General features: G+C 59.3%; 9 protein-coding genes. 3 read left to right on the top strand and 6 right to left on the bottom strand.

Features of this window, described 5'->3' with window-relative positions; all coding sequences use genetic code 11:
• Positions 1–13: 13 nt before the first annotated feature.
• The 5 genes from ACNSOI_RS11725 to ACNSOI_RS11705 form a co-directional block, all read right to left on the bottom strand.
• Complete coding sequence (locus tag ACNSOI_RS11725; protein ID WP_138435524.1) at positions 14–571, bottom strand: cob(I)yrinic acid a,c-diamide adenosyltransferase; 558 nt, start codon at positions 569–571, stop codon at positions 14–16.
• Between the two features lie 25 nt (positions 572–596).
• Positions 597–1,481 carry a ketopantoate reductase family protein gene (locus tag ACNSOI_RS11720; RefSeq protein WP_420194094.1) on the bottom strand — a complete coding sequence of 295 codons (885 nt, stop codon included), beginning with the start codon at positions 1,479–1,481 and terminating at the stop codon, positions 597–599.
• A gap of 4 nt (positions 1,482–1,485) precedes the next feature.
• Positions 1,486–4,338 (bottom strand): valine--tRNA ligase, encoded by a 2,853-nt coding sequence (locus tag ACNSOI_RS11715; protein WP_420194093.1) that lies wholly within the window; start codon positions 4,336–4,338, stop codon positions 1,486–1,488.
• 348 nt (positions 4,339–4,686) lie between these two features.
• Positions 4,687–5,196, bottom strand: coding sequence for a DNA polymerase III subunit chi (locus ACNSOI_RS11710; RefSeq protein ID WP_286250356.1), 510 nt, complete (start codon positions 5,194–5,196; stop codon positions 4,687–4,689).
• Positions 5,186–6,676 carry a leucyl aminopeptidase gene (locus ACNSOI_RS11705; RefSeq protein WP_420194092.1) on the bottom strand — a complete coding sequence of 497 codons (1,491 nt, stop codon included), beginning with the start codon at positions 6,674–6,676 and terminating at the stop codon, positions 5,186–5,188. Before ACNSOI_RS11705 ends, ACNSOI_RS11710 begins: the two co-directional genes overlap by 11 nt.
• Before the next feature lie 226 nt (positions 6,677–6,902).
• Here ACNSOI_RS11705 and lptF point away from each other — a divergent pair, with 226 nt between their 5' ends.
• Entirely contained in the window at positions 6,903–8,006 is a 1,104-nt protein-coding gene (lptF, locus tag ACNSOI_RS11700) for an LPS export ABC transporter permease LptF (RefSeq protein ID WP_171039975.1), read from the top strand.
• Positions 7,999–9,060 (top strand): LPS export ABC transporter permease LptG, encoded by a 1,062-nt coding sequence (gene lptG, locus ACNSOI_RS11695; RefSeq protein ID WP_420194091.1) that lies wholly within the window; start codon positions 7,999–8,001, stop codon positions 9,058–9,060. The genes lptF and lptG overlap by 8 nt, the downstream gene beginning before the upstream one ends.
• Positions 9,061–9,079: 19 nt before the next feature.
• On the opposite strand, the gene ACNSOI_RS11690 is transcribed toward lptG, so the two are convergent.
• Positions 9,080–9,637 carry an RDD family protein gene (locus ACNSOI_RS11690; RefSeq protein ID WP_420194090.1) on the bottom strand — a complete coding sequence of 186 codons (558 nt, stop codon included), beginning with the start codon at positions 9,635–9,637 and terminating at the stop codon, positions 9,080–9,082.
• A gap of 159 nt (positions 9,638–9,796) precedes the next feature.
• On the opposite strand from ACNSOI_RS11690, the gene alaS reads away from it, so the two are divergent.
• A complete protein-coding gene (gene alaS / locus ACNSOI_RS11685; RefSeq protein ID WP_286250349.1) occupies positions 9,797–12,427 on the top strand; it encodes an alanine--tRNA ligase in 2,631 nt (876 codons plus the stop codon).
• The last annotated feature ends 2 nt before the right edge of the window (positions 12,428–12,429 follow it).

Below are 12,429 nucleotides of genomic sequence, written 5' to 3'. Positions count from 1 at the left end.
AAAAATCCGGCCCTCAGAGGCCGGATTTTTTTTGTTCCCAGAGAATTTCCTGGCTGCCATCCCGGCGGGCCAGAACGCGGGCAATGACAAACAGTAGGTCAGACAGCCGGTTCAGGTAGTGACGGGACGCGGTATTGATGGAATCTTCGTGGCCCAGCGCTACCACCACCCGCTCCGCACGACGGCAAACGGCCCGGGCCAGATGGCATTGTGCGGCGGCAGGACAACCTCCGGGCAGAATGAAGTTCTTCAATGGCGGCAAGCCGGCATTATGCTCATCCAGGGTCTGTTCCAGCCAATCAATATGGTCGTCGCTGATGACCTTGCTGCCAGGGATGGCGAACTCGCCGCCAAGATCAAACAGGTGGTGCTGAATCCGCCGGAACGTCTCGATCAGGCTGTCACCGGCTGGTAGCGTTTCAATCAACACTCCGATGTGGCAGTTGAGTTCATCCGCCATGCCCATGGCTTCCACGCGCTGGGCATTCTTGGCGATGCGGTTGCCATCGGCCAGGCCGGTAGAGCCGTCGTCACCGGTGCGGGTGTAGATCTTAGACAGGCGGTTGCCCATGAATTGCACTCCCGTTGATAAATGATCAGTTCAGTTGTTGTACCTGTTCGGTGAGCATTTGGTTCACCGGTGTTGCAATGCCGTGCTGCTGGCCAAGCCTGGCCAGATAACCGTTAATGAAGTCGATTTCCGTGGGGCGCCCTGCGAGCGCATCCGCGCGCATAGAGGAGGTGTTGGCGGCGGTTCTGCGGGCCACCGCCTCAATGCTTTCGCTCAGAGCTTCCGGCGTATGTTCCGGTTGCCCGGCGGCAGCCAACAGGTGGCTGATTTCCCTGCACAAGGGGTTAATCCACTGTTGGTAAAACGGTTGCTCCAGTATCTCGCCGTTGGGGCAATCCAGTACGGCGGTAAAGGCGTTGATGCCGGCGTTGATCACCAGTTTCTGCCAGAGACGGCCAATTATGTCCTGTTCAGGGTGAACCTCAAGGCCGCTTTCGGCAAGTTGCTGCGCAACCCGGCCCACCAGAGGCTGCCCGGTAGGGTTTAAAGCACCTACCCAAGTGGCGCCACGGCCCGCGTGAACCGTCAGGCCCGGCGCGGGCCGGTTGGCCCCTTCGGTGGTAGAAGCGGCTAGTACCGGGCGTTGCGGCCAGGTTTCTGAAACCTGCTGTTGGCTGCCCAGCCCATTCTGGAACAGCACAATGGGAGTCGAACTGGCAATCGAGGGCAGGGCATCTTTGAGGGCTTCGAGGGTATCGCCGGCTTTGGTGGTCACCAACAACAATTCAGGTGACTGACCGCGTTGTAGCCAGGGAACAGTGACGCTGAAGGATTCGCCTTCAAGGGGTTGAAAACGGTAACAGGCGGGGTCGGGCGCCTGGCCCGGGCGGGGCACAAACGCTACCTGCCCGGCAGGTAGCGTTGCGGCCCAGAGCCGGCCCATGGAGCCGGCGCCGAGGATGGCAATCATGGCCTTACATGGCCTCGATTTCAGCCCGTTGTGCGCTGAGCCGCTGCAGGCTGCCTTGCGCATCCTTCAGCTTCTCCTGCTCTTTCTCGACCACTTCCGCCGGGGCCTTGGCGGTAAACTTCTCGTTGTTCAGCTTGCCTTCCAGGCGGCCGATTTCTTTATTCAGGCGCTCCAGTTCCTTGTCCAGGCGCTTGAGCTCGGCATCTTTGTCGATCAGGCCGGCCATGGGCACCAGTACTTCCATTTCGCCCACCAACTGGGTGGCGCTCATGGGAGCCTTGTCGCCCTCGAACCATTCCAGTTTCTCCAGCTTGGCCAGGGACATCAGGAACTGGCGGTTGGCATTGAGGCGGCGCTCATCATCAGCATTGCCGCCTTTCAGCAATACCGGAACCTGTTTGGCCGGAGAGATGTTCATTTCGCCACGGATGTTGCGCACGGCCAGAATCACGCCCTTGAGCCATTCGATATCGGCAGCGACTTCCGCATCCTGCTTGCTGGCATCTGGCTGCGGGTAGGGTTGCAGCATGATGCTGTCGCCCTGTTTGCCAGCGAGCGGCGCAATGCGCTGCCAGATTTCTTCGGTGATGAACGGCATCATCGGATGTGCCAGCCGCAGCACGGCTTCCAGCACGCGCACCAGGGTGCGGCGGGTGCCGCGTTTGGCCTCGGCACTGGCGTTGTCGTCGCTCAGGGCCGGCTTGGACAGCTCCAGGTACCAGTCGCAGTACTCGTTCCAGATGAACTCGTACAGGGCGTAGGCGGCCAGGTCAAAGCGGTACTGGTCCAGGTGGCGGATGACCTCCTGCTCGCAGTGCTGTAGCTCGCTGATGATCCAGCGGTCAGCCAGGGACAGCTCCACCGGCTCGTCGTTCACGCCGCAGTCTTCGCCTTCGGTGTTCATCAGCACGTAGCGGGCGGCGTTCCACAGCTTGTTACAGAAGTTGCGGTAGCCTTCCAGGCGCTTCATGTCCCAGTTGATGTCACGGCCGGTGGTGGCCATGGCCGCCAGGGTGAAGCGCAGGGCATCGGTACCGTGGGCGGCGATGCCTTCTGGGAATTCTTTCTCGGTGCGCTTGCCGATTTTCTCGGCCAGCTTCGGCTGCATCAGGTTGCCGGTGCGCTTCTCCAGCAGCTCGGGCAGGCTGATGCCGTCGATCATATCCAGCGGGTCGATCACGTTGCCCTTGGACTTGGACATCTTGTCGCCGTGCTCGTCCCGGATCAGGCCGGTTACATACACGGTATGGAAGGGTACCTGTGGGGTGCCGTCTTCGTTCTTCATGAAGTGCATGGTCATCATGATCATCCGGGCAACCCAGAAGAAGATGATGTCGAAACCGGTCACCAGCACGTCGGTGGGGTGGAAGGTTTTCAGGCGTTCGGTGATTTCCGGCCAGCCCAGGGTGCCGAAGGTCCACAGGGCGGAGCTGAACCAGGTGTCCAGTACATCGTCGTCCTGCTTGAGTTCCAGTGTGTCTGAAAGCTGGTGTTTGCTGCGCACCTCCGCCTCGCTCCGGCCTACGTAAATATTGCCATCGGCGTCATACCAGGCCGGAATCCGGTGGCCCCACCAGAGCTGACGGGAGATACACCAGTCCTGGATGTCGCGCATCCAGGCGAAGTACATGTTTTCGTACTGTTTGGGTACGAACTGGATGCGGCCGTCTTCCACCGCTTCAATAGCCGGTTTGGCAAGGGTTTTGGCATCGGCAAACCACTGGTCGGTCAGCATCGGTTCGATGATCAGGCCGGAGCGATCACCGCGGGGCACGCTCAGCACGTGATCTTCGATTTTCTCGACCAGGCCGGCCAGTTCCATGTCGGCGATAATCTGCTTGCGGGCCGCTTCCCGGCTCAAGCCAGCATAGGCGGCCGGCAGGGCGCTGTTGATCTCGGAATTCTCGGCGCCGTCGGCATTGAAGACTTCGGCCACCTCGCGAATGTTGGCGTCTTGCGTCATGACGTTGATCATGGGCAGGTTGTTGCGCTTGCCCACGGCGTAGTCGTTGAAGTCGTGGGCTGGGGTGATCTTCACGCAGCCGGAGCCTTTTTCCGGGTCCGCGTGGTGGTCGGCCACAATGGGAATGCGGCGGTTTACCAACGGCAGTAGTACGTGCTGGCCAATCAGGTGCTGGTAGCGTTCGTCGTCCGGGTGGACGGCGACGGCGGTGTCGCCGAGCATGGTTTCCGGGCGGGTGGTGGCTACGATGACGTAGTCTTTGCCGTCCTGGGTTTTCTGGCCGTCTGCCAGCGGGTAGCGCAGGTGCCAGAAGTAGCCTTTCTCTTCCTTGTTCTCGACTTCAAGGTCGGAGATGGCAGTGTGTAGTTTCGGATCCCAGTTCACCAGCCGTTTGCCGCGGTACACCAGGCCTTCGTCGTACAGGCGGATAAACACTTCCTGTACGGCTTTGTAGAAGCCGTCGTCCATGGTGAAGCGTTCGTTGTCCCAGTCGACGGAGTTGCCGAGGCGGCGGATCTGGCGGGTGATGGTGCCGCCGGAGTGTTCTTTCCAGTCCCAGATGCGCTTGATGAATTCTTCCCGGCCCAGGTCGTGGCGGGTTTTGTCTTCTTCTGCGGCCAGTTTGCGCTCGACCACCATCTGGGTGGCGATGCCGGCGTGGTCGGTGCCGACGGTCCACAGTGCGTTACGGCCCTGCATGCGCTTGAAGCGGGTGAGGGTGTCCATGATGGTGTGCTGGAACGCATGGCCCATGTGCAGGCTGCCGGTCACGTTGGGTGGCGGGATGGCGATGCTGTAGGAATCGCCTTCGCCGCTGGGGCGGAAATAGCCTTTGGATTCCCAGTTTTCGTACCACTGGCGCTCGATGTTTTCTGGCTGGTAGGTTTTTTCCATGGGATTATGCAGTGACCGTTTTGGTTGATTCACATAGGGAAATTCTGAATTGGGCGATTATACATGGTCGCCTTGATTGCGGCGAACCTTCGACGCTCGTCGGGGCTTCGGTTTCGGTAGCCTGCTAGATCGGTGCGGTGCGGGGTTGGGGACAGGCTTTCCAAAAAGCGCTCCTTGCGGCACATCCCTGTGGCGCTTGTCTCCGGCCATCCATGGCCTACGAGATTTTTGGAAAGCCTGTCCCCAACCCCACAGATATGACCTTGTGCTGTCCGCCTCTCAACTCTTTGCTTCCATCAGTTGCCAAATCTGCTTCTTGTCCGTGAGTGTCTGTGGCTAAAAGAACAATTAACGCTTTCGCATGTCGTGCACCCGCGCTTCAATCCCCATCGCCCGCAGTTGCTTGTAGTGTCCCCGAGCCTGGTTCAGTACGGCCGGGTCGTTGTGGGCGACCAGGGCCAGTCGGCCGTACTGGTCGGCGTCGTCGGGCAGTGTTGAGGACAGGACGATAACGGTATCCCAGTCTACAGCGGCCGGCGGGTAGAGGAGGATGCCGACGGGGTCGGGGCAGGGGGTGGTTGGGTCTTGGGCGATGCTGTGAGGGATGAAGGCATCGGGGGCGATGTTCCACAGCAGGTCGTCGAGTTCTTGGGCCTGTTCTTCGGTGTCGCAGAGGATGCACACGCGGTCGCCCTGCTGCCAGGCTTTGTCCACGAGTTTGGCTGCGTGGAGGTTGCGGGCGGCTGGGGTGTTCTGGGCGAGGATGTGGAACCAGTAGCGCTGGTTCTGGTCGTCCCGGCCGGAGGGGCCGGCAGCTGGGCTGCCGGGTTCCGGTGGGTTTGGCTGGTTATCCTGCATGGGTCATCAGGTAGTCGACAAGCAGGGGGACCGGGCGGCCGGTGGCGCCTTTGGCTTTGCCAGAGTTCCAGGCGGTGCCGGCGATGTCCAGGTGGGCCCAGCGGTAGTCTTTGGCGAAGCGGCTCAGGAAGCAGGCCGCGGTGATGGTTCCAGCGGGGCGGCCACCGATGTTAGCCATGTCGGCGAAGTTGCTGTCGAGTTGGCTCTGGTATTCGTCCCACAGCGGCAGGCGCCAGGCGCGGTCGCCGGTGCGTTCGCCAGCGGCCAGCAGTTCGTGTGCCAGTTCGTCGTTATTGGACAGCAGGCCGGTGGCCTGGTTACCCAAAGCAATGATACAGGCGCCGGTGAGGGTGGCCATGTCGACCACGGCTTCCGGGTCGAATTTTTTCACGTAGGTGAGGGCGTCGCACAGCACCAGGCGGCCTTCGGCGTCGGTGTTGAGGATTTCAACGGTCATGCCGCTCAGGGTGGTGACAATGTCGCCGGGGCGGGAGGCGCCGCCGTCAGGCATGTTTTCGGCAGCGGCGATTACGGCAACCACGTTGATTTTGGGTTTGGTTTCGGCCAGCACTTTCATGGTGCCGAACACGCTGGCGGAGCCGCCCATGTCGTATTTCATTTCATCCATGCCTTCGCCGGGCTTAAGGCTGATGCCGCCGGTATCGAAGGTGATGCCTTTACCCACCAATACGTAGGGTTTGTCTTTGGCTTTGCCACCCCGGTATTCCATTACGATCAGGCGCGGGGGCTGTTTGGAGCCTTTGCCCACCGCAAGGATGGTGTTCATGCCCAGCTTTTCCATCTGCTTTTCATCAAGCACTTCGGTCTTGATGCAGTCGTATTCCTTGGCCATGTTCTTGGCCTGCTCGGCGAGCCAGACCGGGTGGCAGATGTTGGGCGGGGTGTTGCCCAGATCTTTGGTGTAATTCATGCCGCGCCCGGTAGCCAGGCCCTGGTTAAAGGCATCTTTCAAGGCTTTGGCGGAACCGGAGGCCTGCACCACCACTTTCTTGAGTTTGCGTGCAGCTGGCTTTTCACTCTTGAATTCGGTGAAGGTGTAGAGCTGGTCTTCCAGAACACGCCCGATCAGGTTCAGGCGGGCTTCTTCGGAGCTGACGGCGTCCTCGCCCTGCAGGCTGGTGTCGGCCAGGCAGATCAGTGCGCTCTTGGAGGGGCCGTCTTTCAGGGCGCCCATCATGGCGATCAGTGCCTTGCGAAAGTTGGCTGGCGTGCGGTCGCTGTCTTTGCCGGTGCCGACCACAACCACGCGCTGCCATGGTTGATCGACCAGGGGCAGGGTGTTTACAGACGCGTTCTTGCCAGTCAGGTCGCCCGCTTTTTCAAGTTGCTTGACCAGCCCTCCCAGTGCTTCGTCTGCTGCTTTTGTGGTTTCCGGCCACTCGCCCTTCTCAGGCACCGCGATAACCAGGCAATCGGTTTTGGTGGCGGTGATGGCTTTGCTGCTCAGGCTGAAATTCATGGCAACTCCCGTTGTCAGGTTGTGCTTTGTTGAATGTGGTAGGCGTTGTTCATCCGATGCCCATAGGATTGGGGCAAAAGCTCGATTAATCAAGCGGCAGGCTTGTATCGTTACGATGGCTTTATCGTATCAGGCTTATACTGTCATTCATCGCCAAGGTTACATAGAATACCCGCAGTTTCCGTTATCGACCATCTCACGCTTCGGCGCTGCCAGAGAGACTGATTTGAACATCGTTTTCCGTTACCTCATTCGCCAGATCATGGTCAGCATGGTTGCCGTTTCAGGCATCCTGTTGCTGGTGTTTATGAGTGGTCGCTTTATCAAGTACCTGGGCAATGCCGCAGAAGGCGAGATTCCCGCCGGCGTTCTGTTTTCCATCATGGCCTACCGCTTTCCGGGATTCCTGGAGCTGATTCTGCCTCTGGGGCTGTTTATCGGCATCCTGCTGGCCTACGGGCGGATGTACCTTGAAAGCGAAATGACGGTGTTGTTCGCCTGTGGTGTCAGCGACAGGCAGTTGCTGGCGAAAACTCTGATTGGCTGTGTACCGGTGATGCTGGTTGTGGCCAGCATGAGCCTGTATGTGTCGCCGTGGGGTATGAAGCAGGTGGAGGCTATCTTCAACGAAGCGCGCACCGCCACAGAGTTCGAGATGCTGGCGCCGGGGCGATTTCAGGATTTTACGTCTGGTAGCCGGGTTACCTACACCGAGGCCCTGAGCGAAGATAAGCGGCAGCTCCAGGGAGTATTCATCGCCGAGTATGATCGTAACGGGCAAGGCGTGACCCTGATCACCGCCGAGTCTGGTTCCCAGTTGATCGATCAGGAAACCGGTAGCCGGTTCCTGATTCTGGAGAACGGTGGGCGGTTTCAGGGGCAACCTGGCAGGCTTGATTACAATGTTACCCGGTTCGAAGCCTATGGCCTTAAGATCATGGGTGGAGAAGCAGGTAACCGGGAGCTCGAGGAGGGCATCAGCACCAAGGCGCTCTGGCAATCGGATAAGCCGGAGGACCGGGCTCTGCTACATTGGCGTTTCTCGCTACCGTTGATTGTGCCGATCGTGACCCTGCTGGCGGTCCGTCTTAGTCGGGTTAACCCGCGCCAGGGCCGTTTCTTCCATCTACTACCGGCGATGCTGGTTTACATCACCTACCTCGGGTTGCTGATTGTAGCGCGGGATGCCCTGGCGGATGGCAAGGTGCCGGAGTGGATAGGCATGTTGTGGGTGCATGTGATTTTCCTGGCGTTGGGGCTTTGGTTGCAGTTTGGCCCTGCCTGGCTTTATAAGCGGCGCCTGGAAAAGGAGGCCCGTGCCCATGCGTAGAATCGATGGTTACGTCATGCGCACGGTGGGCGGCGCGATGTTCCTGGTGATGATGGTGGTGCTGTCACTGGATGTGATTTTCGCCTTTATTGCCGAACTGGACGACACCCGCAACGATTACCAGACCCTGCAGGCGCTCTGGTATGTATTTCTGACCTTGCCAAGGCGAATATACGATTATCTGCCGCTGGGTGCTTTCATGGGGTGCCTGGTAGGGCTAGGTGCCATGGCCAGCTCTTCGGAGCTGACGGTTATCCGGGCTGCCGGTGTTTCCATTCGCCGGATTGTCTGGTCGGCGATGAAGCCGGCCCTGGTGGTTGTTTTGTTGGGGCTGGCCATCGGTGAATACGTTGCGCCGACCACGGAGCGCATGGCGCAGAGCGACAAAGCGGTGGCCCTGGGGGCGAGCAGGAATGTTGCGTCGGCCCACGGTGTCTGGCACCGGGAGGGGAACACGTTCATGCATCTGAATGCCGTTCAGCCAAACGGCGTATTGCATGGCGTATCTTTGTTCCGTTTTGGAGGCGACCGGCAGCTGGAGGTGTCCAGCTTTGCTGAAAGAGCGATTTTCCAGGGTGATCACTGGCTGCTGGAGAAGGTGGTGTCCACTCGCATTGAGGACGAACGCACCCTGCGCAATGAGCATGCTGCCTTGCGCTGGGAGACCGGGCTGTCACCGGAAGTGCTGAGTGTGTTGATCGTTAAACCAGAAAACCTTTCCATGGCCGGCCTCTACACCTACGCCACCTATTTGGGCGAACAGGGGCTGACGGCGGCCCGTTATTGGCTCGCATTCTGGAAAAAGGCGTTGATGCCGTTGGGTACGGCGGTGATGGTCTTGGTGGCCATTTCCTTCATCTTTGGCCCGTTGCGCTCTGTAACCATGGGGTTCCGCGTGTTCACCGGCCTGCTGGTGGGCCTGTTGTTCAAGTACATGCAGGATTTGTTGGGGCCCATGAGTATGGTATACGGCTTTAACCCACTATTGGCGGTACTGGTGCCGATTCTGGTGAATGCTGCGGTGGGCGCCGTGTTGATGCGGCGGGCCGGCTGAGATGGCCGGCCCGGGCGCATTACTTTTTGGTTTTGGCGGTTTTTGATTTGTCCGGTGCGGGCACGGCTACAACCACGCTGTTGGATGCGCGATCGGTCAGCGACAAGCCGTTGATCGGGTAGAACAGGGCGATCACAGCGGGCACGGTGAGCAGGAGCGTCAGGGAGCCGACGTAGTCGGCGGCAATCATGGTCAACACGATGACTGCCGCTGCGCTGCCATAGCGGAGCAGGGCCTGGGTCCAACTGACGGACGTGCCATCCAGGTTCTCGATTCGAATGCGCCATACCTGCATGCCCAGGGTTTGGCCGATACGGGTCCAGAAATAGGCGAAGAACAGGTAGAGCACCAGGAACAGGGTGAAGGTGAGGCCCGGGCCGCCCTCGAGTTCGCCGGCTTCCGCCATCTGTTCGTACTGTTCCCAGCCGGTAATCCAGCCTGCAATCATGGTGTAAGCCCAGGTGGCTACCAGCAGCACGGCAATACTGATCAATCCATCGTAGATAATGGCCAGGGCGCGCTTCAGTGCGGTGGCTGGCGGTAAAAGTTCCTCGGCGTTATGAAAGCGTCGGGGCATGGAGTCTCCTGTGAGGTTTCACGTTTTTCCTGTTCTCGGCGTGTGCTAGAGTAGCGGATTTGCACACGCATGTAAGTATTCGTATTTCAATCGCGGACTTGCCGGCTATTCCGGCGGGTTTCAGGCAAGGTGTTAAAGGTCGAAAGGTATCAAAGGTCTATGAAAACCGCAGAGTTGCGACAGGCGTTTCTGGAATATTTCAAGCAGCAGGGTCACACCATTGTGCCGAGCAGTTCGCTGGTGCCGGCAGACGATCCCACACTGCTGTTTACCAACGCTGGTATGAACCAGTTCAAGGATGCTTTCCTTGGCCGGGAAGAACGCGACTACACCCGGGCGACATCTTCCCAGAAGTGCGTGCGCGCCGGTGGTAAACACAACGACCTGGAAAACGTTGGCTACACCGCCCGCCACCACACGTTCTTCGAAATGCTGGGTAACTTCAGCTTTGGCGATTACTTCAAGCGTGAAGCCATTAATTTTGCCTGGACCTTCCTGACCGGTGAGCAGCACCTGAACCTGCCCGAGGAAAAGCTCTGGGTAACCGTGTACGCGGAAGACGACGAAGCCTTTGATATCTGGAACAAAGAGGTTGGCGTTCCGGCTGAACGGATTATTCGCATCGGCGACAACAAAGGCGGCCGCTACGCTTCCGATAACTTCTGGCAGATGGGCGACACCGGCCCCTGCGGCCCCTGTACCGAGATTTTCTACGACCACGGCCCGGATGTGGCTGGCGGACCTCCCGGCAGCCCGGAAGAAGACGGCGACCGCTACATCGAGATCTGGAACGTGGTGTTCATGCAGTATAACCGCACCGCCGATGGCGAGATGCTGAACCTGCCCAAGCCTTCCGTGGATACCGGCATGGGGCTGGAGCGGATTGCGGCTGTGCTGCAGGGCGTTCACAGCAACTATGAAATTGACCTGTTCCAGGATCTGCTGAAGGCCGCATCCGAAATTCTGGGCGGTGCGGCGACCACCGAGGCATCTCTGCGGGTGGTGGCAGACCACATTCGCTCCTGCGCTTTCCTGATTGCCGATGGTGTGATGCCGTCAAACGAAGGCCGCGGCTTTGTACTGCGCCGGATCATCCGCCGTGCAGCCCGTCACGGTAACAAGCTGGGCGCAACCCAGCCGTTCTTCTACAAACTGACCGGCGCCCTGGTGGAATTGATGGGCGAGGCCTACCCACAACTGGTCAGCAGCCGCAAACAGATCGAAAAGGTGCTGTTGCAGGAAGAAGAGCAATTCGCCAAGACCCTGGACAAGGGTTTGCGCCTGCTGGAGCAGGACATCGCCGAACTGAAGGGTACGGAAATTCCTGGTGAAACCGTATTTACCCTGTACGACACCTACGGCTTCCCGGTAGACCTGACCAACGACATCGCCCGTGAGCGTGGCCTGACCCTGGACTACGAAGGCTACGAAAAGGCCATGGACGCCCAGCGTGACCGTGCCCGTGCGGCCAGCAAGTTCGGCATCGATTACAACGCCGCCGGCATCACCATTGACGGCAAGACCGAGTTCACCGGCTACGATCATATTGACGGCCATGAGCGCATCCGGACGGTTCTGGTCAACGGTGAAGAGAAAACCGCCGAGGCTGGGGACGAGTGTGTGGTGGTGCTGGAGCGCACGCCGTTCTATGCGGAATCCGGCGGCCAGGTGGGTGATACCGGCCTGCTGACCTGGAGCGGTGGTCGCTTCCAGGTAACCGATACCCGCAAGGAAGGCGACAACCACCTGCACGTGGGCACATTGGTTGAAGGCGAGTTGTTCCCAGGCCTGGAAGTGGATGCCCGGATTGATCACGCCCGCCGTGAGCGTACCAAGCGCAACCATTCCGCCACGCACCTGCTGCACGCAGCACTGCGCAAGGTTCTGGGCGAGCATGTCACCCAGAAAGGCTCGCTGGTAGATCCGGACAAACTGCGCTTCGATTTCTCCCATTTTGAAGCGGTCACCCCGGAACAGTTGAAAGAGATCGAGCGTCAGGTAAACGAACAGGTTCTGGAGAATACCCCGGTTCAGGTGGACGTGACCGACATGGAGTCTGCCAAAGAGAAAGGCGCCATGGCCCTGTTCGGTGAGAAGTACGGTGATGTGGTGCGTGTGTTGAGCATGGGCACCGATAGTTATTCCGTGGAGCTTTGTGGTGGTACTCACGTGTCTCGCACCGGTGATATTGGTCTGTTCAGGATAACCTCGGAAAGCGGTATCTCCTCCGGTGTTCGCCGTATTGAGGCGGTGACCGGGTTTGGTGCGCTGGAATGGCTGGACGCCACTGAACGAACCCTGCGCGAAACGGCGCGCCTGGTTAAAGGCACCCGTGAGACCGTCGTGGACAAGGTTCAGCAGGTCCTCGACCGCAACCGCCAGCTTGAAAAAGACGTGGATGCACTGAAAGCCAAGCTCGCCAGTTCCGCAGGCAGTGATCTTGCCGGAAATGCTGTAGAGGTGGCCGGGCTAAAAGTCGTCGCGGCAGAGCTGGAAGGTGCTGACCGCAAGGCGCTGATGGAAACCGCCGACCAGTTGAAGAATAAGCTGGGCGAAGGTGTGGTGGTTCTGGCCACTGTAGACGACGGCAAGGTTACCCTGGTTGCCGGGGTTACCAAGTCTGCCACTGGTCGTATTAAAGCTGGCGATCTGATGAAGCATCTGGCGGCGCAAGTGGACGGTAAAGGTGGTGGCCGCCCGGATATGGCCCAGGGTGGCGGTAACGATCCGTCCAAGCTGGCGGATGCCCTGGCAGGTGTTCCGGCCTGGGTTGAACAAAATATCGGTTAAGC

Source organism: Marinobacter sp. GH_1 (assembly GCF_048595985.1).
Taxonomy (GTDB): domain Bacteria; phylum Pseudomonadota; class Gammaproteobacteria; order Pseudomonadales; family Oleiphilaceae; genus Marinobacter; species Marinobacter shengliensis.
Note: the sequence above shows the minus strand (reverse complement) of the source record. Positions and strands in the feature narration are given on the sequence as shown.

Bases quoted from the DNA above. Each gene is read 5' to 3' on its own strand.
- ACNSOI_RS11690 (WP_420194090.1), bottom strand. From the start codon at position 9,637: ATGCCCCGACGCTTTCATAACGCCGAGGAACTTTTACCGCCAGCCACC.
- ACNSOI_RS11720 (WP_420194094.1), bottom strand. From the start codon at position 1,481: ATGATTGCCATCCTCGGCGCCGGCTCCATGGGCCGGCTCTGGGCCGCA.
- ACNSOI_RS11710 (WP_286250356.1), bottom strand. From the start codon at position 5,196: ATGCAGGATAACCAGCCAAACCCACCGGAACCCGGCAGCCCAGCTGCC.
- ACNSOI_RS11715 (WP_420194093.1), bottom strand. From the start codon at position 4,338: ATGGAAAAAACCTACCAGCCAGAAAACATCGAGCGCCAGTGGTACGAA.
- alaS (WP_286250349.1), top strand. From the start codon at position 9,797: ATGAAAACCGCAGAGTTGCGACAGGCGTTTCTGGAATATTTCAAGCAG.
- lptG (WP_420194091.1), top strand. From the start codon at position 7,999: ATGCGTAGAATCGATGGTTACGTCATGCGCACGGTGGGCGGCGCGATG.
- ACNSOI_RS11725 (WP_138435524.1), bottom strand. From the start codon at position 571: ATGGGCAACCGCCTGTCTAAGATCTACACCCGCACCGGTGACGACGGC.
- ACNSOI_RS11705 (WP_420194092.1), bottom strand. From the start codon at position 6,676: ATGAATTTCAGCCTGAGCAGCAAAGCCATCACCGCCACCAAAACCGAT.